Origin of the sequence: Streptomyces sp. Je 1-332 (genome assembly GCF_040730185.1) — a bacterium.
In the GTDB taxonomy this organism is placed as follows: domain Bacteria; phylum Actinomycetota; class Actinomycetes; order Streptomycetales; family Streptomycetaceae; genus Streptomyces.
In genome coordinates this window covers 732,948-750,732 of sequence record NZ_CP160402.1, presented here as the reverse complement: position 1 = coordinate 750,732, position 17,785 = coordinate 732,948, and the positions used below count along the sequence as shown (strand labels likewise).

15 protein-coding genes are annotated in these 17,785 nt (G+C 71.1%); 10 read left to right on the top strand and 5 right to left on the bottom strand.

Annotated features, from left to right (window positions below):
- The first annotated feature begins 110 nt into the window (after positions 1–110).
- A complete protein-coding gene (locus ABXJ52_RS03520; RefSeq protein WP_367048791.1) occupies positions 111–725 on the top strand; it encodes a chorismate mutase in 615 nt (204 codons plus the stop codon).
- 153 nt (positions 726–878) lie between these two features.
- Here ABXJ52_RS03520 and ABXJ52_RS03515 read toward each other — a convergent pair whose 3' ends face one another.
- Positions 879–2,492, bottom strand: a complete 1,614-nt coding sequence (locus ABXJ52_RS03515) for an acyl-CoA synthetase (RefSeq protein ID WP_367039052.1) — start codon at positions 2,490–2,492, stop codon at positions 879–881.
- A gap of 183 nt (positions 2,493–2,675) precedes the next feature.
- Between ABXJ52_RS03515 and ABXJ52_RS03510 the strand changes: the two genes are divergently transcribed.
- The 6 genes from ABXJ52_RS03510 to ABXJ52_RS03485 all read left to right on the top strand — a co-directional run bounded on the left by ABXJ52_RS03510 (position 2,676) and on the right by ABXJ52_RS03485 (position 8,268).
- Positions 2,676–3,476: a crotonase/enoyl-CoA hydratase family protein gene (locus ABXJ52_RS03510; protein ID WP_367039051.1), complete on the top strand. Its 801-nt coding sequence runs from the start codon at positions 2,676–2,678 to the stop codon at positions 3,474–3,476.
- 86 nt (positions 3,477–3,562) lie between these two features.
- A complete protein-coding gene (locus tag ABXJ52_RS03505; RefSeq protein ID WP_367039050.1) occupies positions 3,563–4,522 on the top strand; it encodes an OB-fold domain-containing protein in 960 nt (319 codons plus the stop codon).
- Between the two features lie 36 nt (positions 4,523–4,558).
- The gene (locus ABXJ52_RS03500; RefSeq protein ID WP_367048790.1) at positions 4,559–5,614 is read left to right on the top strand and encodes a thiolase domain-containing protein; all 1,056 of its coding nucleotides are present in this window, start codon (positions 4,559–4,561) and stop codon (positions 5,612–5,614) included.
- A gap of 17 nt (positions 5,615–5,631) precedes the next feature.
- Positions 5,632–6,798 carry a thiolase domain-containing protein gene (locus ABXJ52_RS03495; RefSeq protein ID WP_367048789.1) on the top strand — a complete coding sequence of 389 codons (1,167 nt, stop codon included), beginning with the start codon at positions 5,632–5,634 and terminating at the stop codon, positions 6,796–6,798.
- Positions 6,799–6,905: 107 nt separating this feature from the next.
- Complete coding sequence (locus ABXJ52_RS03490; RefSeq protein ID WP_336605706.1) at positions 6,906–7,169, top strand: DUF397 domain-containing protein; 264 nt, start codon at positions 6,906–6,908, stop codon at positions 7,167–7,169.
- 169 nt (positions 7,170–7,338) lie between these two features.
- A complete protein-coding gene (locus ABXJ52_RS03485; protein WP_367039049.1) occupies positions 7,339–8,268 on the top strand; it encodes a universal stress protein in 930 nt (309 codons plus the stop codon).
- A 35-nt stretch (positions 8,269–8,303) separates the two neighbouring features.
- Here ABXJ52_RS03485 and ABXJ52_RS03480 read toward each other — a convergent pair whose 3' ends face one another.
- A complete protein-coding gene (locus tag ABXJ52_RS03480; protein ID WP_367039048.1) occupies positions 8,304–9,032 on the bottom strand; it encodes a leucine-rich repeat domain-containing protein in 729 nt (242 codons plus the stop codon).
- A gap of 505 nt (positions 9,033–9,537) precedes the next feature.
- Between ABXJ52_RS03480 and ABXJ52_RS03475 the strand changes: the two genes are divergently transcribed.
- Both ABXJ52_RS03475 and ABXJ52_RS03470 read left to right on the top strand, forming a co-directional pair.
- A complete protein-coding gene (locus ABXJ52_RS03475; RefSeq protein WP_367039047.1) occupies positions 9,538–10,038 on the top strand; it encodes a hypothetical protein in 501 nt (166 codons plus the stop codon).
- A 136-nt stretch (positions 10,039–10,174) separates the two neighbouring features.
- Positions 10,175–12,517 (top strand): glycoside hydrolase family 95 protein, encoded by a 2,343-nt coding sequence (locus ABXJ52_RS03470; RefSeq protein ID WP_367048788.1) that lies wholly within the window; start codon positions 10,175–10,177, stop codon positions 12,515–12,517.
- A gap of 70 nt (positions 12,518–12,587) precedes the next feature.
- On the opposite strand, the gene ABXJ52_RS03465 is transcribed toward ABXJ52_RS03470, so the two are convergent.
- Together ABXJ52_RS03465 and ABXJ52_RS03460 are read right to left on the bottom strand one after the other, a co-directional pair.
- Entirely contained in the window at positions 12,588–14,600 is a 2,013-nt protein-coding gene (locus tag ABXJ52_RS03465) for an N-acetylmuramoyl-L-alanine amidase (RefSeq protein ID WP_367039046.1), read from the bottom strand.
- Positions 14,601–14,927: 327 nt separating this feature from the next.
- Positions 14,928–15,530, bottom strand: a complete 603-nt coding sequence (locus ABXJ52_RS03460) for a TetR family transcriptional regulator (RefSeq protein ID WP_367039045.1) — start codon at positions 15,528–15,530, stop codon at positions 14,928–14,930.
- Between the two features lie 85 nt (positions 15,531–15,615).
- Here ABXJ52_RS03460 and ABXJ52_RS03455 point away from each other — a divergent pair, with 85 nt between their 5' ends.
- Entirely contained in the window at positions 15,616–16,503 is an 888-nt protein-coding gene (locus ABXJ52_RS03455; protein WP_367039044.1) for an SDR family NAD(P)-dependent oxidoreductase, read from the top strand.
- A 60-nt stretch (positions 16,504–16,563) separates the two neighbouring features.
- Here the strand turns inward: ABXJ52_RS03455 and ABXJ52_RS03450 are convergent, their stop codons facing one another.
- On the bottom strand, positions 16,564–17,766 hold the full coding sequence (locus ABXJ52_RS03450; protein ID WP_367039043.1) for an ROK family transcriptional regulator: 1,203 nt from the start codon (positions 17,764–17,766) through the stop codon (positions 16,564–16,566).
- Positions 17,767–17,785: the final 19 nt, after the last annotated feature.

Genomic DNA, 17,785 nt, shown 5'->3' with positions numbered 1-17,785 from the left:
AGAGATCGCGCAGGGCGGCCTTGAGCTGGGGCGCGATGGCCTCGCGGCATTGTCCGGGTGCGGCGTGGGATGTGATGATCGCCCCCATGCCGACCTTCAGGGGAATCGCCGTGCGTCCTGCCTCGTCCGTGAGGCGTCTGCTTGCTGCCGGGGTTGTTACGACGGCTCTGCTCGCCGGTGGCGGGGGTGGGGTGGCGGTCGCCGCTTCCCCGACGCAGTCGTCTGTCGTGTCTTCGTACGCCCGGCTCCACTCGCTTGTCGATCTCGCCGCCCAGCGCCTGGCCACCGCCGATCTCGTGGCCGCCGCGAAGTACGGCACGGGCAGCCCCATCGACGACCCGGCGCGCGAGAAGCAGGTGCTCGACGACGTCGCGCGGCAGGCGCGGGACCTTGGCGCCGATCCCGAGGCGACCGTACGGGTCTTCCGGGATCAGATCGAGGCCAACAAGGTGGTGCAGCGGGAGTTCCATCGGCGGTGGGACGCGGATCCTTCGCAGGCGCCGACGCCGGAGGAGCGGCCTGATCTCGCGGAGGTGCGCAAGGAGATCAACCGGGTGAACGGGGAGTTGGTGCGGGGGATCGCCTCGTCTTACTCTGCCCGAACGGCGCCGTCCTGCCGGGGGTTTGTGGCGGTGGCGGGCGTACGGGTACGGGGCGAGCGGCAGCTCGACGCGCTGCACGTCGTGGCTCTGGGGCGAGCGCTTCCCTCCGTCTGCTCGGGCTGATGCCCTTGTGGCCCGCCGCTTCGCGCCGGATTTTCCCGCCCACCCACCCGATTGCCCCGCGGTGACAAGGGGTGAGTGGGCAGCGGAGCGCGCGTGCCCTGGCCGCTGTCAGGCGGCTGGTTGCTGTCACCCGGCCGCCCACCACCGCCCGCCTCAGCCCCCCGCAGCCACCGTCTTCGCCCACCTGTAGTCCGCCTTGCCGCTCGGGGAGCGTTGGATTTCGGGGGTGAAGACCACGGCTCGCGGGATCTTGTAACCGGCCAGGTGGGTGCGGCAGTGGGTCTGGATCGACGCCAGGTCCAACGCGGGTGCGCCGGGGCGGAGTTGGACCACCGCGGCCACGCGGTTGCCCCAGCGTTCGTCGGGGACTCCGGCGACCAGGGCGTCGTACACGTCCGGATGGGACTTGAGGGCCTGCTCGACCTCCTCCGGATACACCTTCTCGCCACCGGTGTTGATGCACTGCGAGCCGCGGCCGAGGACGGTGACGATGCCCTCCTCGTCGACCGTGGCCATGTCGCCGAGCAGCACCCAGCGCTCCTCGCCCTTCTGGAAGAACGTCTCGGCGGTCTTGGCCGGGTCGTTGTAGTAGCCGAGCGGCACATGGCCGCGCTGGGCCAGGCGGCCCACGACGCCCACCGGTACCGGGTCGTGGGTGACCAGGTCCACCACCTGCGTACGTTCGTTGACCTCCAGGCGGAAGCCCTTCTCCGGGCCCGAGTCGTCCGTCGCCTTGCCGTTGGAACCGGACTCCGATGAGCCGAAGTTGTTCAGGAGCAGGACGTTCGGGGCCAGTTCCTGGAACTGGGCGCGGACCGTCTCCGACATGATCGCCCCGGATGACGAGACGCTGAAGAGGGACGACAGGTCCGTTCCCTTGAGCGGACCGTGCAAGGCGTCGATGAGCGGCCGGAGCATCGCGTCGCCCACCAGCGACACACTGGAGACCTTCTCCCGCTCTATCGTGCGCAGCACCTCTTCGGGCACGTACTTGCGGTGAATGGCCACCCGCTGTCCGTAGTTGAAGGCGATGAACGACGTCAGGGTCGAGGTGCCGTGCATCAGCGGGGGAGCGGGGAAGAACGTGATGCCGGGACCGCCGGCGGCGACGCGCTCCGCCAGCTCATCGGGCCGCTTCACCGGCTCCCCCGCGGGCTCGCCACCGAAGAGCCCGGCGAAGAACAGGTCCTCCTGGCGCCACATGACGCCCTTGGGCATACCGGTGGTGCCGCCGGTGTAGATGATGAACAGGTCGTCCGCCGAGCGCGGACCGAAGCCGCGCTCCGGCGAACCCGCCGCCTCCGCCTCGACGAAACCCACCACGTCGAGCACGGGGGCGTCGGCGGGCGGCGTCCCCACGCGCACCAGATGCCGCAGCTTCTCCGTGCGCGGCAGCGCGGCCGCGACCCGCTCGGTGAACTCCGCGTCGAAGACGAGCGCGGCGAGGTCGGCGTCGCGGTAGAGGTAGACCAACTCCTCCTCTACGTAACGGTAGTTGACGTTGACGGGAACCAGACGCGCCTTGAGGCAGGCGAGGACGGTCTGGAGATACTCGACGCCGTTGTAGAGGTGGAGCCCCAGATGTTCGCCGGGCCGCAGGCCGCTGTCGATCAGGTGGTGCGCGATGCGGTTGGCGGCCCGGTCGAGCTCGGCGTACGTCAGCCTGCGTTCCGCCCCGCTGCCGGGGTGATCGATGTACACGAGCGCCTCGCGGTCGGGGACCACGTCGACGACCGACTCGAACAGGTCGGCAAGGTTGTACTCCACCGCTCCTCCTGACCCCGGCGTCATCTCTTCTTGTCCTCTGGCGGTCATCAGAGCAGAGGCGCCCACAAGTGTGAAGGGTCCCCGTTCAAGAAATCTGACTGCCTGTCAGAAAACTATTGAACTGGCTCCCCGCCTACTGCAACCTGTTCCAGGTCCGAAGCCGACAGCAGAGGGAGCACGGCTATGGGTGGGACCGAACATCTGGCTGTGCGGCGCGAAGGCGCCACACTGATACTCACGCTCGACCGGCCCGAGGCGAAGAACGCGCTCTCGCTGCCGATGCTGGTGGGCCTCTACGACGGCTGGGTCGCCGCCGACGAGGACGACGCCATCCGCTCCGTCGTCCTCACCGGAGCGGGCGGCGCCTTCTGCGCGGGCATGGACCTCAAGGCCCTCGCGGGCAAGGGGATGGACGGTGACCAGTACCGGGACCGCATGAAGGCCGACCCCGATCTGCACTGGAAGGCGATGCTGCGCCACCACCGCCCCCGCAAACCGGTCATCGCCGCGGTCGAGGGGCACTGCGTCGCGGGCGGCACGGAGATCCTCCAGGGCACCGACATCCGCGTCGCGGGCGAGTCCGCGACGTTCGGGCTCTTCGAGGTCAAGCGAGGCCTGTTCCCCATCGGCGGCTCGACCGTCCGCCTCCCACGCCAGATTCCCCATACGCACGCCCTGGAGATGCTGCTGACCGGGCGGCCCTATTCGGCCGCCGAGGCCGCGTCGATCGGCCTCGTCGGCCACGTCGTCCCGGACGGCACCGCCCTGGACAAGGCCCTCGCCATCGCCGAGCAGATCAACGCGTGCGGGCCGCTCGCCGTCGAGGCGGTCAAGGCGTCCGTGTACGAGGCCGCCGAGATGTCCGAGGCGGACGGCCTGGCGGCGGAGTTGAAGCGGGGGTGGCCGATCTTCGACACCGCCGATGCGAAGGAGGGCTCCAGAGCCTTTGCGGAGAAGCGGCCCCCGGTGTTTCGGCGCGCGTAGGTCTCGTTTCGCCTGCGGGCCCGCTGTGGCTGGTCGCGCAGTTCCCCGCGCCCCTTCGGGCGCCCCCGAGAAACGGAGTTCTGCTGATGGCATCCGCTCCCTCCCCCGAAGTGCTGCGTGCGCCTCTCGTCGTCGAGTTTCCCTTCACCCGGTCCCTCGGGCCCGTGCAGAGTGCCTTTCTCACCGGGCTGCGTGAGCGCACCGTGCTCGGCGTGAAGGCCACCGACGGGCGCACGCTCGTCCCGCCCGTCGAGTACGACCCCGTCACCGCCGACGAGATACGCGACCTGGTCGAGATCGGCACCACCGGCACCGTCACCACCTGGGCCTGGAACCACGAACCCCGCAGGGGGCAGCCCCTTGACAGGCCCTTCGCCTGGGTCCTGGTGCAGCTCGACGGCGCCGACACCGCACTGCTGCACGCTCTGGACGTGCCGGGCCCCGACGCCGTGAGCACCGGCATGCGCGTCCGGATCCGCTGGGCCGCCGAGCGCGTCGGCGCCATCACCGACATCGCCTGCTTCGAGGCCGACGAGGGCGCGGGCAGTGGTGAATCCGGCCCGCACACCGGCGAGTTCAGTGACCCCGTCACCGGCATCATCGCCGCCGCGCGCCTCGACTACACCTACGCGCCCGGACGCGCGCAGACCGCCTACATCAAGGCGCTCTCCGAGCGGAAGACCGTCGGAGAGCGCTGCCCCTCCTGCCACAAGGTCTACGTGCCGCCCCGCGGTGCCTGCCCCACCTGCGGCGTCGCCACCACCGAGCGGGTCGAGGTCGGGCCTCGCGGCACCGTCACCACGTACTGCATCGTCAACATCAAGGCGAAGAACCTCGACATCGAAGTGCCCTACGTCTACGCCCACATCGCCCTCGACGGCGCCGACCTCGCCCTGCACGCCCGCATCGCGGGCATCCCTTACGACCAGGTGCGGATGGGGCTCCGCGTCGAACCGGTGTGGACCGAGGGTGCCCGCTTCCCCGATCACTACCGGCCCACGGGCGAGCCGGACGCCGACTACGACACGTACAAGGAGCTGGTGTAGATGCCGTCCGCCAAGCCGTCCGCGAAGTCGTCGGTGATGCGGCCCGTCCGGGACATCGCCATCGTGGCCTTCGGGCAGACCGACCATCTGCGCTCCACCGACGAGCTCTCCGAGGTGGAGATGCTCATGCCGGTGCTGCACGAGGTCCTCGCCGCCACCGGCCTGAAGACGAGCGACATCGGCTTCACCTGCTCGGGATCGTCGGACTATCTCGCCGGGCGCGCCTTCTCCTTCACGATGGCGCTCGACGGGGTCGGTGCCTGGCCGCCGATCTCCGAGTCGCACGTCGAGATGGACGGGGCCTGGGCGCTGTACGAGGCATGGACCAAGCTGCTCACCGGCGAGGCCGACACCGCACTCGTCTACTCGTACGGCAAGTCGTCTCCCGGATCGGTGCGTGACGTGCTGACCCGGCAGCTCGACCCCTACTACGTGGCGCCCCTGTGGCCGGACTCGGTCGCACTCGCCGCCCTCCAGGCGCAGGCCCTGATCGACGCGGGGGACACCGACGAGCCCGCCCTCGCCGGGGTCGCCGCACGCAGCCGGGAGAGCGCGGCCGCCAACTCCCATGCGCAACTGAGCGGTTCGGTGCCGCAGGGCGACTACCTTGTACGTCCTCTGCGCACCGGCGACTGTCCGCCCATCGGGGACGGGGCCGCCGCCGTGATCCTCGCGGCCGGGGACCGGGCGCGGGAGCTCTGCGAGCGGCCCGCGTGGATCCGTGGCATCGACCACCGCATCGAAGCGCACAGCCTCGGCGTACGCGACCTCACCGACTCGCCGTCGAGCCGGCTGGCCGCCGAGCGGGCCGGCGCCTTCGAACGGCCCGTGGACACCGCCGAGTTGCACGCGCCGTTCACCTCCCAGGAGGTCGTCCTGCGCAAGGCGCTGAAGCTGGGCGACGACGTGGCGGTGAACCCGTCCGGAGGCGCGCTCGCCGCGAACCCCATGATGGCCGCCGGTCTGATCCGGCTCGGCGAGGCCGCCGCCCGCATCCACCGGGGCGAGTCGGACCGTGCCATCGCGCACGCCACATCCGGCCCCTGTCTGCAGCAGAACCTGGTCGCCGTCCTCGAAGGAGAGCCGTCATGAGTGGGGTGAGCAGCGGGGTGGGCAAGGAGCCCGTGGCCGTCGTCGGAATCGGCCAGACCAAGCACGTCGCCGCCCGGCGGGACGTCTCGATCGCGGGTCTCGTCCGCGAGGCCGCCCAAGCCGCGCTGAAGGACGCGGAGTTGACCTGGGCCGACGTCGACGCCGTGGTCATCGGCAAGGCGCCGGACTTCTTCGAGGGCGTCATGATGCCCGAGCTGTACCTCGCCGACGCGCTCGGCGCCGTGGGCAAGCCGATGCTGCGCGTCCACACCGCGGGCTCCGTCGGCGGTTCCACCGCGCTGGTCGCGTCGAACCTGGTCGCGGGCCGCGTCCACGGCACCGTACTGACCCTCGCCTTCGAAAAGCAGTCGGAATCCAACGCGATGTGGGGGCTCTCCCTCCCCATCCCCTTCCAGCAGCCGCTCCTCGCGGGCGCGGGCGGCTTCTTCGCCCCGCATGTGCGCGCCTACATGCGGCGCACCGGCGCCCCCGACACGGTCGGCTCGCTCGTCGCCTACAAGGACCGGCGCAATGCCCTGAAGAACCCCTTCGCCCATCTGCACGAGCACGACATCACCCTGGAGAAGGTCCAGGCATCGCCGATGCTCTGGGACCCCATCCGCTACTCCGAGACCTGCCCGTCCTCCGACGGTGCCTGCGCGATGATCCTCACCGACCGTACGGGCGCGGCCCGTTCGCCCCGGCCACCCGCCTGGATGCACGGCGGCGCGATGCGCAGCGAGCCGACCCTGCACGCGGGCAAGGACTTCGTGTCGCCGCAGGCGGGCAAGGACTGCGCCGCCGATGTCTACCGGCAGGCAGGGGTCACCGACCCGCGGCGCGAGATAGACGCCGTCGAGATGTACGTGCCGTTCTCCTGGTACGAGCCGATGTGGCTGGAGAACCTGGGCTTCGCCGAGGAGGGCGAGGGCTGGAAGCTGACCGAGTCGGGCGTGACGGAGCTGGACGGCGATCTCCCCGTCAACATGTCGGGCGGCGTCCTGTCCACCAATCCCATCGGAGCCTCGGGCATGATCCGGTTCGCCGAGGCGGCACTTCAGGTGCGCGGCCAGGCCGGCGAGCACCAGATCGACGGGGCGCGCAGGGCGCTCGGGCACGCCTACGGAGGCGGTTCGCAGTTCTTCTCCATGTGGCTGGTCGGGGCGGAGCCCCCCACGACGTGACGGATGTGTCGTGCCGGACGGGCGGCCCTCCTCCTTCCGCGGCCTGTCCGGCACCGGAACCGAAAGCTAGGCTGGCGGGCGGACGACGCATCGGGAGGAGCACGGACGTGGCCGAAGGCACCATTCAGCAGCATCCGCTCGCAGGTCAGCAGCGCCCGCTCGCGGGCTGGGACAAGCCGGAGCTCGACCTCAGCACAGCGGACTGGCAATCGAGCAGCGAGGGGCGGGGTGATGTGGAGATCGCCTTCGTCGAGGGCTTCATCGCGATGCGCAACGCCGGCCGCCCCGAGAGCCCGTCCCTCATCTTCACACCGGCGGAGTGGGGAGCGTTCGTGCACGGCGCGCGTGCGGGGGAGTTCGATCTGACGTAGGCCGTGTGGGGCGTTGTGGACCCTCGTCTCCGGCTGTCGCGGCCGCTCGCGGCTCGTGCCGTGCTGACCTGGTGACGTCGGACCCCGCCTCCGGCCGGCCTCCCGCACGGGGGCCGGGACCGGAAGCGGGGCCGGCCCACCTTGGCCTTGCGCCGGAGACGAGGAAGCCATGAGTGACGACGCGCCCGTTGACCCCGCCCAGGCCACGCCCGCCCCGGACCGTGACGCACCTGTCGTGGTGGCCGTCGACGGCTCGGCCGGCAGCGATCACGCCCTGGAGTGGGCCCTGACCGCCGCGCGGCTGCGGAACGCGCGGCTGCGGATCGTGCACGTGCGGCAGTACGCGATGCCGCTTGCCGACGGCCCGTACATGCCCACCATCGACCACCGCCCGGACGCCGACCCGGTCGTCGAGCGGGTGCGCGGCGCCCTGGAGCGGCGCGCGGATCTGCCTCCGCTGACGGTTGAGATCGTGGAGGGCGCCCCGGGGCGGGACATCGCACCGCTGGGCGACGAGGCGCAGCTGCTGGTACTCGGGTCACGCGGTCGCGGCGGCTTCGCCAGTCTGCTCCTCGGCTCGAACGGCCTCGCGTGCGCACGGGAGGCCGCGTGCCCCGTCGTCGTGGTGCGGCCGGACGAGGAGCTCACGGCGGGGGCCGAGCCGTGCGTGGTGCTCGGGCTCGACCCGCTCTCCCCGCACGACGACACGATCGGCTTCGCCTTCGTGGAAGCGGCCCTGCGGGGCGCGGTGCTCCGGGTCGTCTGCGCTTACCCCGGGCCCGTCCTCGTCTACACGGCCACCGGCGACTTCGTGACCTCGGCGGAGGCGGACGCGGCGACCGCCGCGCAGTACACGGAGCTCGCGGGCGAGCAGCTCGCGCCCTTCCAGGAGCGCAATCCGCAGGTGAGCGTCGAGAAGGAGATCCTGCCGGGGGACGCGGCGGGTCTCCTCGTGGACGCGTCACGGGAGGCGGAACTCGTGGTGGTGGGACGCCACCAGAGCCGGATGCCGCTGGGCAGGCTGATGGGGTCGGTGACCAACGCGGTACTGCTGCATGCGAAGGGCGCGGTGGCCGTGGTGCCTCCGGAGCACCGGTAGGAACAGCCCGTAGGGTCCAGGCCGCTGTCCGGGCCTCACCGCAGCACCACGCACCCCCGCCCCTCCAGTCGCCGCAGCAGGTCCCGCGGCACGGCGACGTCGTTCCAGCGCAGGTCGAGCTTCTCCAGGGCGGGCAGCTCGCCGAGCCACGACGGGAGCTCCCGCAGGCGGTTCGCCCGCAGATCGAGCCTCCGCAGCAGGGGCAGCCCCCGCAGGGCCTCGGGCACCATCGCGAACTCGTTCTCGCGCAGCTCCAGTTCGCGCAGTTCGCCCAGGTGGCCCACCGAGGCGGGCAGCGACGCGAGGCGGTTGCCGCGCAGCCACAGTTCACGCAGGGACGTCAGGGCACCGAGAGACGAAGGCACCGAGGTCAGACGGTTGTGCTGGGCGCGCAGCTCCACCAAGGCGGCGAGTGAGCCCAGTGTGTCCGGCAGCGCGGCCAGCTGGTTCTCGCCCACGTTGAGGTAGGCCAGCCGCTTCAGGTTGCCCAGGGAGTCCGGCAGCGACGTGAGGCGGTTGTCGTGGACGTACAGGAAGCGGCTCAGGCCCGTCAGGTCGCCGAGCTCCGGCGGCAGCTCGGCGAGGTGGTTGTGGCCCAGGTCCAGTGTGTGCAGCGAGGTCAAGGTGCCGATCCGGGCCGGGAGCCGCGTGAGCGCGTTGTCGGGGAGGAGCAGGGCCTCCAGGGACGGGTGCTGCCACACCTCGTCGGGCACGACGCTCAGGCCGCCGTGCCAGTAGTTGAGTACGTTCTCGGTGCCGACCATCACGTGTGGGTCCCTTCGTCGGAGTGGATGACCGTAGCCAACGGCACCGCTGTGGCCGAGCGGTGCTTTTCGAGCAGGGGGCGAACTCGCTTCTGCCTACGAGGCGTTGAGCGAGCGGGGCGGTCCGACGCGGGAAAGCTACGAGCCCCCGGCCCGCGGCGGTGACCAGGAGCAGCGGGACGTTCTGGGCAGTTGGTACGCCATCGTCGGCCCGCCCCCGCGCATTCCGCGCGGGAGCGGTCCACCGCGGCGTTCGCCGTCCGCGGCGAGTCCGCCGCCCGCATCGCCGAGGAGCCGCACGCCGACGAGGTGGCCCGTCGTGCGGATGCTGTCCGCGCCGGGCTACCGGAAAGTGGGAACGGATCACTCCGGCCCTGCCGCCGCACTCGGTGTCCCCTCACCCCCGCTGACCTCGCGCAGAACGCCGGACCACCCGTGCGCCACCCCGCGCGGACCGGCGCCGCCCCCGCGCCGACAAGCGCCGCGGGCCACGTACCATTGGCGCATGTCCTTCCTCCGCCGCCGCAGCTCCGCCACTCCCGCTGGCCCGGACTTCGATGTCCTCGCCATGGACCCGGGTGACTGGCCCGGCAATCTCGGCGCGGGCCTGCTGCCCGCCCCCGACGGCAGCTGCCAGGGCGTCTTCCTGCGCTACGACCTCTTCGGCGGGCGCGGCCCCGCGATGATCATCGGCAATCTGCCCGAAGGCTCCCCGGCGCGCGAGATCGCCGACGACGAGGTGCCCTTCGAGGTGGCCCAGCTGCTGCTCGCGCTGGAGAACGACGAGGAAGTCACCGTCGTCACCACCGAGGACATGCCGGTGATGCAGGGCGACAACCTCCTCATCGTGCGCCGTCTCAAGCTCTCCGAAAGCCGCATCTCCTGCGTGCAGTTCGACCGCAGCGACGGCGTCCTGGTCACCATCGCTGCCTGGGACCGGCCGATCACCGACGATCTGTACGCCCTCCTGAAGCCGCTGCCCGCGGAACTCTTCCAGCAGGGCTGACGCCGCCTGCCCCACCGCGGTCCCCGTGCCCACCCCTTCTGCCGGAGGGGTGGGTTTTGTCATGTGCCTTGCCAGGCAAGTCATCGGACTTTTAACGTGACCGGTCATGACTCCCGGGATCTCGCGAAGAAGCACGATGAAGTCCGCCGTCGGCGGAGCGGCCGTACTGGCATCGAGTGGAGGCGTCTTCGCCGACGCCGCGACCGCGGCCGATCGGCGGTCCAGTGAGCGTGATACCACCGATGAATCGCTGCTCTGGTATGGGAAGCCCGCCGCCGACTGGGAGCGCGAGGCCCTCCCCATCGGCAACGGCGCACTCGGCGCCATGGTCTTCGGCACCCTCGCTTCCGAGCGCCTCCAGTTCAACGAGAAGACCCTGTGGACCGGCGGCCCCGGCTCCCGTGAGGGCTACGACCACGGCAACTGGCGCGAGGCCAGACCCGGCGCCCTCGACGCGGTGCGCGAGGAACTGGACGAGAAGGGCGGGCTCGCCCCCGAGGCCGTCGCCGCCGACCTCGGCCAGCCCCGCCGCGGCTACGGCGCCCACCAGACCTTCGGCGACCTGCGCCTCGACATGCCGGACGCCCCGGACGCGCCCGACGCCACCTACCGCAGGGCCCTCGATCTCCGCACAGGCCTCGCGACTGTCACGTACACCCACCAACAGGTGCGCCACGAGCGGGAGTTCTTCGCCTCATATCCCGACAGTGTGCTGGTCGGGCGCCTCACCGCCGACCGCCCCGAGAGCGTCACCTGCACCCTGCGCTACACCTCGCCCCGCACCGACTTCACCGCGAAGGCCGACGGCGACCGGATCGCCGTACGCGGTGAACTCGCCGACAACGGGCTGAAGTTCGAGGCTCAGTTGCGTGTCGTGCACCAAGGCGGCACGCGCACCGCGAACGCCGACGGCAGCATCACCGTCAGCGGCGCCGACCACGTCTGGTTCGCGCTCGCCGCGGGGACCGCCTACGCCGACACCTACCCCGACTACCGCGGCGACGACCCGCACGCGCGCGTCACCCGCACCGTCGACGATGCCGTCGCGCACGGCCACGGCGAGCTCCGCGCCCGTCATCTGCGCGACCACGGCGACCTGTTCGGCCGGGTCGCCCTCGACATCGGCCAGAGTGCCCCCACGGACGTCCCGACCGACCAGCTGCTCAAGGGATACGGAGCAGGCGCGAGCGCGGCCGACCGCGCCCTCGAAGCCCTCTTCTTCCAGTACGGGCGCTACCTCCTCATCGCCTCCTCCCGCGCTGGCTCGCTGCCCGCGAACCTCCAGGGCGTGTGGAACAACAGCACCACCCCGCCCTGGTCGGCCGACTACCACACCAACATCAACCTCCAGATGAACTACTGGCTCGCCGAGGCCGCCAACCTCGCCGAGACCACCGCCCCCTACGACCGCTTCGTCGAGGCACTGCGCGCGCCGGGCCGGCGTACGGCGAAGGAGATGTTCGGCTCGCGGGGCTGGGTGGTGCACAACGAGACCAACCCCTACGGCTTCACCGGCGTCCACGACTGGGCGACCTCCTTCTGGTTCCCCGAAGCGGCCGCCTGGCTCACCGCGCAGCTCTACGAGCACTACCGCTTCGGCGGCTCCACGCAGTACCTCCGCTCCACCGCCTATCCGGCGATGAGGGAAGCCGCCGAGTTCTGGCTCGACAACCTCCGCACCGACCCCCGCGACGGCACCCTCGTCGTCACCCCCAGCTACTCGCCCGAGCACGGCGACTTCACCGCGGGCGACTCCATGGCCCAGCAGATCGTGCACGACCTGCTCACCAACACCCTGGAGGCCGCCCGCGTCCTCGGTGACTCGGCCGCCTTCCGCACCGAGCTGGAGAACACCCTCGGCAAGCTCGATCCCGGACTGCGCGTCGGATCCTGGGGTCAGCTCCAGGAGTGGAAGGCCGACCTCGACTCCAGGACCGACGACCACCGGCACGTCTCCCACCTCTACGCCCTGCACCCCGGACGCCAGATCGAGCCGGGCAGCAAGTGGGCCGACGCCGCGGAGATCTCCCTCACCGCGCGCGGCGACGGCGGCACCGGCTGGTCCAAGGCGTGGAAGGTCAACTTCTGGGCACGCCTTCGCGACGGCGACCACGCGCACAAGATGCTCGGCGAGCAGCTCAAGTCCTCCACGCTGCCCAACCTCTGGGACACCCACCCGCCGTTCCAGATCGACGGCAACTTCGGGGCGACGTCCGGCGTCGTGGAGATGCTCCTGCAGAGCCAGTTCGATGTGATCGAGGTGCTGCCGGCGCTGCCCGCGAGCTGGCCCGAGGGCTCGGTGCGCGGCCTGCGGGCACGCGGTGGGGCCGGCCTGGACATCGAGTGGTCGGGGGGACGGGCCACGCGCATGGTGCTCACCGCGACGCGCACCCGTGAACTCACCGTGCGCAGCGACCTGTTGAAGGGCGGCGAGAAGACCTTCAAGGCGCGGGCCGGACAGCGGTACGTCTTCGACTGAGCGCCTCCCACCGCCAACGTCAGGGCCGGGCCCGCCCCCACGCGAACCCGGCCCTGACCGTCCTCGGCGCCTACGACCCCGAGGGCGCCACTCGCACATCGGCCGCCCTGACATACGCCACGCGGTGCCCGAACTGAACCTCGTAGTACATGTCCTTACCGCGCACCACCTTGTGCGGTGCGGTGTCGAACGTCGGCGCGTAGAAGTACTCGCCGGGCACCTTGTCGCCGACCGCGTACTTCTGACCCGCGAGGAGCTTGTACGGCAGTGGCGTGACGGCCTGCACCGGGACGCCCGCCGGGTACGCCTCCTTCTCCGGGTAGGCGCGCCCGTACACCGGCACCTCGGTGGCGCCGTCCTTCGGCGTCACCACGAGGCCCTTCGCGTCGACGGCCGTCGGCTGCTTCTTCGGGTTCTTGAACCAGGCCTTCTGGCCCAGGTACCAGACGGCGGTCCAGTCGCCCTTGCGTTCGGCGACCGCGTACTGCTGGCCGGTGGACAGACGGGCGCCGGTGTCGTTCACGCCGGTCGTCGATTCGCCGCCGCCGGGCCGCAGACCGAGGTCCTTGATGAGCGGCGCGTCGTCACGCGGCTCGGTGTGGACGCGCACGGCGGCGGAACCGTGCGGCTCGCACTTCTCGCCGGGCTTGACGCAACCCGTGTACTCCGGCCGGTTCTTGGCGTAGTCCGGAGCCACTGTCACCAGACCGCCGTGCGGGCCCGCCGTCCGCTTGAACGGCTTGCCCAGCAGCGTGAAGTAGTGCTGCCAGTCCCAGTAGGGGCCGGGATCGGTGTGCATGCCGGCGATGGTCGAGGGCAGCGTGCCGGGGACGTTGTCGTGGCCGATGATGTGCTGGCGGTCCAGCGGAATGTCGTACTTCTTGGCGAGATACTTCACCAGGCGCGCCGACGAGCGGTACATCGCCTCCGTGTACCAGGTGTCGGGCGCCGTCAGGAAGCCCTCGTGCTCCAGGCCGATGGACTTGGAGTTCACGTACCAGTTGCCCGCGTGCCAGGCGACGTCCTTGGCCTTCACATGCTGGGCGATGTGACCGTCGGTGGAGCGCAGGGTGTACTGCCAGGACACGTACGTGGGGTCCTGCACCATGTTCAGGACGCCTTCCCAGCGCCCCTCGGTGTCATGGATGACGATGGTGTCGATGCTCTGGCTCTTGGGCCGGTCGGCCAGATCGTGGTTGCCGTAGTCGTCGTTGCCGTTCGGGTCCTTGAACTCCTCGTACGGAGCCGGGATCCACTCGCACGAGACGGTGGACGGACACTCGGTCTCACCCTTGGGGGCCTTCCGCAGTCCCATGCCCCGCACCTGCGCGGCATCCGGCTTCAGGCCGCCGACCGCCGGGAGCGCCACGCGCTGCCCGGAGTCCGTGGTGCGCTGCTGGCCGTCGTGGATGACGGCGAAGACGTCGTTGGCGTACGTCGCCGCGGTGGCCTGGTCGTCCGCCCCGGAGAATCGGGCGATCGCGCCGTACCAGTCGGCGGGGTCGTCGCTCAGGGGCTTGCCGAGCTTCTTCTGCGCGGCGGCGAGCAGGGCCGCGCCGCCGCGTACGTTGGCGGCCGGATCGGTGCGCAGGTTCTCTGCGGACTGCCCACTGAGTTCGGCGGCGCGGGGCAAGGTCCTGAGCCGCGCGGGCAGTTCGGAGTTCTCCGGGACCTTGGCCGTGAACTCCTTGGGCTTGAGGACGCCGCGCGACGCGTCGCCGCGCGGATCCTCGGCGCCTTCGCTGTGGTGCGGGGCGCCGGCGACGGCGGTGCGCGCGTCGGTGAGGTGCATCGGGCCATAGCCGCCGGTCACGCTCGGCGCGCCGCCGTGCGCGTCCCAGCGGGACTGCAGATAGGACACTCCCAGGAGCACGCTCTGCGGTACGCGATACTCGGCGGCCGCGGCCGCGAAGGCGCCCTGCAGCGCATCGCCCGCATCGGGAGCACCGGGAGCACCGGGTGAAGAGGCGGACGGGGCGGCACCGAGCAGCGGAAGCAGCAGACCGGCGGAGACAAGAGCGCCCGCGGTCCTGACGGCGCGTCTGCGCGCGGCAGGGGTGCGGGCGGTGGCGGATCCTCGCAATGCAGCCTCCTGGGACGGTGAAGCGTGATGGGGCGTGCGGGGCCGGGCGTGCGTCAGTGGTACCGGCTCTCCGACGATCCGTCAATCATGCCCAGGGCACGGAATTCCCCATGTCAGCGCCGGTCCCGGAAGGTTTCCCCCTGGGAGGCCGCACGGCCTGCGGCGCGTCAGTGGATTGGACCAATGAGCAGCACGGACACCGCCCGGACCGCCAGGCGGACCGGCCGTGACGTCAGAGGTCCGGTCCACCTGTTCGGGGGAGGCCCAGGGCGTAGGGAGGCCGATGCCCGCGGCGTAGGGGGCGCCCCACAGTGTCCGCGGTCGGCTTCAGGGCCGCAGCGTCGCGAACGCCCGGTCGACAAGGGCGCCGCGGTCCGCCGTGCCGCCCGAGCGCAGCCACTCCCGGTCCGCCGCGTCGAGCGCCGCGGTGGCCGCCGCGGTCAGGAGGTCGGCGCCGAACATGTCCAGCTTCGCATCCCGCCGTTCCGTGAGGGCTTCGGCCACCTGGGCCCGCATGGCGTCCCGCTTCTGGTGCAGCCGTGCGCGCAGCGACGGCGTCGCGTCGATGAGGGCGAGCTCGGCCAACTGCCGTCCGGATGCGTGGATCCGCTCCTGCCAGGCGCGAAGCACGTGATGGAGGCAGTCCCAGGGTTCCTCGTCGTCGGGCCGCCGGCGTACCTCGTCGGCGACCTCGTCCGCCATCGACTCCACGGCGCCGAAGACGACGTCCTCCTTGGACGGGAAGTACCGGAAGAAGCTGCGCTTCGACAGGCCCGCCGCGTGCGCGATGTCCTCCACGGTCGTCTCGTCGAAGCCCCGCTCGGCGAACAACTCCAGTGCCAGTGTGGCGAGTTCGGCTCGCATCGCCCGCCGGGCGCGGGCGCGCAGCCCGCCGGTCTCCGCATGCTCCGCGCTCTCTCCGCTTCCCATGCACCGGAGTTTACTTTGCTTCACCCGGTGCCTAACGTGTCACCGAGTGACGTGTTCTGAGAGCGCACCTCATCCAGGAGGCGGTATGACGTCCTTACGCGGCAAGACGGCACTGGTCACCGGCGGCACGGGAGGGATCGGCAAGGAAACCGCCCGGGGACTCGCCCGGCGCGGAGCCGACGTGATCCTGGTCGGCCGAGACCCCGAACGGGCCGTTCAGGCGGCGCGCGAGATCGCGCGCGAGGCCGGGAGTGGTTCCGTGGAGACGGTGGCGGCGGACCTCACGCTGCGCGAGGGGCTGCACCGCGTGGTCGCCGAGGTGACCGCCCGGCGCGACCAACTCGACGTCCTCGTCAACTACTTCGGCATGAACCCGCCCGCTCGTCGACTGACCGCCGACGGAGTGGAGACGGCCTTCGCCGCCAACGTCCTCGCGCCTTTCGTCCTCACCCGGCGCCTCATGCCCGAGCTGGAGAAGGCGCCCGCCGCCCGGGTCATCAACCTCACGGGCGGCATCCCGCGCGGCCCGGTCGACCCCGGCAACCTGCAGGCGCAGAAGACCTTCGTCGGCTGGACCTTCGGCCAGTACAACCACACCAAGGCCGCGCTCATGGCGATGAGTTACGAACACGCCCGACGGACCGAGGGCGGCACGGTCACGATCAACGTGGCCTATCCCGGCCACGCCTACACCCCGGGCAACAAGGCCACCCCGATGAGCGCGTTCCCCTGGGCCTACCGCCCCGCCGCGCCCCTCGTCCGGCTGCTCGGCCCGATCCTGCTCGCGGATCTCGCCAAGCCCGCAAGGTCCAGCATCCACCTGGCGACGAGTCCGGAGGTCGCGCGCGTCACCGGCGCCTACTTCAACGCCAAGTGCCGCCGGGTCCCGTGGCCCGACTTCGCCGAGGACCCCCGTACGCGCGAAGCGGTCTGGACGCTGTGCGAGGAGCTCACCTCGGAGGACAGGAGCTGAGGGGTACGTCGCTCGTCCCGTGCTTGCGGGCGGGGATGTGTGGCCGGCGACCGGTGGTTTTCAGCGGGCGGCGCCCGACAAGGCCCGGTCCACCTGGCGTGGGGACAGCGCGTGTTCGACGGCGAGGATGCCCGCGCCGATCGCCGCGGCGTTCTCGCCGGTGCGGCTCGGCTCGATGCGGAGCACATGCGTGGCCAAGGGGTGCGAGCGGCGGTACACCGCCTCCCGGACGCCCGCGAGGAGTTGGTCATGGACGGCGGCCATCGCGCCGCCGACCACCACCGTGTCCGGGTTGAAGAAGTTCACCAGGCCCGCGAGCACTTCGCCCACCGCGCGGCCCGCCTCGCGCACCATGCGTACGGCGTCGCGGTTGCCGGACTTCACCAGGCGTACGACATCGCTGCCCGAAGTCGCCCGCAGTCCGAGCTCGGACAGCTTGCGGGCGATGGCCGCGCCACCCGCCACCGCCTCCAGACAGCCCGAGTTGCCGCACCGGCAGGGATCCTCGGTGTCACCGACCCGGATGTGCCCGATGTCGCCCGCGCTGCCCTGCGCACCCCGGTGCAGCCGGCCGTCGGCGACGATGCCGCAGCCGATGCCGGTGCCCACCTTGATGTAGAGCAGATAGCGCGTGTCGGGGAACGCGCGGCGCTGCTCGGCGAGCGCCATCACGTTCACGTCGTTGTCGACGAGGGCCCGCGGTCCGAACCGCTCGGCGAAGAACTCCGGAATGGGGTACTGGTGCCAGCCCGGCATGATCGGCGGATCCACCGGGCGGCCTGTCGAGAACTCCACGGGGCCCGGCACCCCGACCCCGATGGCCTGCAGCGACGCGGGATCGCGCGCTGCCTCCTTGAGCAGGGTGTGCAGTGTCCGTTCGACATGCCCGAGCACCTCCTGCGGGCCGTCCGCGATGGACAGCGGGTCCTCGCGCAGCGCGAGCATCTCGCCGCCGATGTCCAGCAGGGCGACCCGGCAGTGCGATGCACCCAAGTCGACTCCCGCCACCGCGTGTTCGCGCGTGCGCAGGCGCAGCCGGCGCGGTGGCCTGCCGCCCGTCGACCCGCCGTCCGCCTCTTCCGTGACGAAGCCGTGCGCGATCAGCGCGTCCACCCGCTGCGAAACCGTCGACCGTGCGAGCCCCGTCAGGCGGGCGATGTCGGCGCGGGTCTCCACCGCCCCCGTACGGAGCAGGGCGAGGACTTCGCCGGGTGTGGACGGTGTGGACGGTACGGAATCGAGGTGATCCGGCGCTCCAGACATGGCAGTCACCATAGGGACG

Bases quoted from the DNA above. Each gene is read 5' to 3' on its own strand.
- ABXJ52_RS03480 (WP_367039048.1), bottom strand. From the start codon at position 9,032: ATGGTCGGCACCGAGAACGTACTCAACTACTGGCACGGCGGCCTGAGC.
- ABXJ52_RS03485 (WP_367039049.1), top strand. From the start codon at position 7,339: ATGAGTGACGACGCGCCCGTTGACCCCGCCCAGGCCACGCCCGCCCCG.
- ABXJ52_RS03500 (WP_367048790.1), top strand. From the start codon at position 4,559: ATGCGGCCCGTCCGGGACATCGCCATCGTGGCCTTCGGGCAGACCGAC.
- ABXJ52_RS03450 (WP_367039043.1), bottom strand. From the start codon at position 17,766: ATGTCTGGAGCGCCGGATCACCTCGATTCCGTACCGTCCACACCGTCC.
- ABXJ52_RS03455 (WP_367039044.1), top strand. From the start codon at position 15,616: ATGACGTCCTTACGCGGCAAGACGGCACTGGTCACCGGCGGCACGGGA.
- ABXJ52_RS03505 (WP_367039050.1), top strand. From the start codon at position 3,563: ATGGCATCCGCTCCCTCCCCCGAAGTGCTGCGTGCGCCTCTCGTCGTC.
- ABXJ52_RS03475 (WP_367039047.1), top strand. From the start codon at position 9,538: ATGTCCTTCCTCCGCCGCCGCAGCTCCGCCACTCCCGCTGGCCCGGAC.
- ABXJ52_RS03460 (WP_367039045.1), bottom strand. From the start codon at position 15,530: ATGGGAAGCGGAGAGAGCGCGGAGCATGCGGAGACCGGCGGGCTGCGC.
- ABXJ52_RS03510 (WP_367039051.1), top strand. From the start codon at position 2,676: ATGGGTGGGACCGAACATCTGGCTGTGCGGCGCGAAGGCGCCACACTG.
- ABXJ52_RS03470 (WP_367048788.1), top strand. From the start codon at position 10,175: ATGAAGTCCGCCGTCGGCGGAGCGGCCGTACTGGCATCGAGTGGAGGC.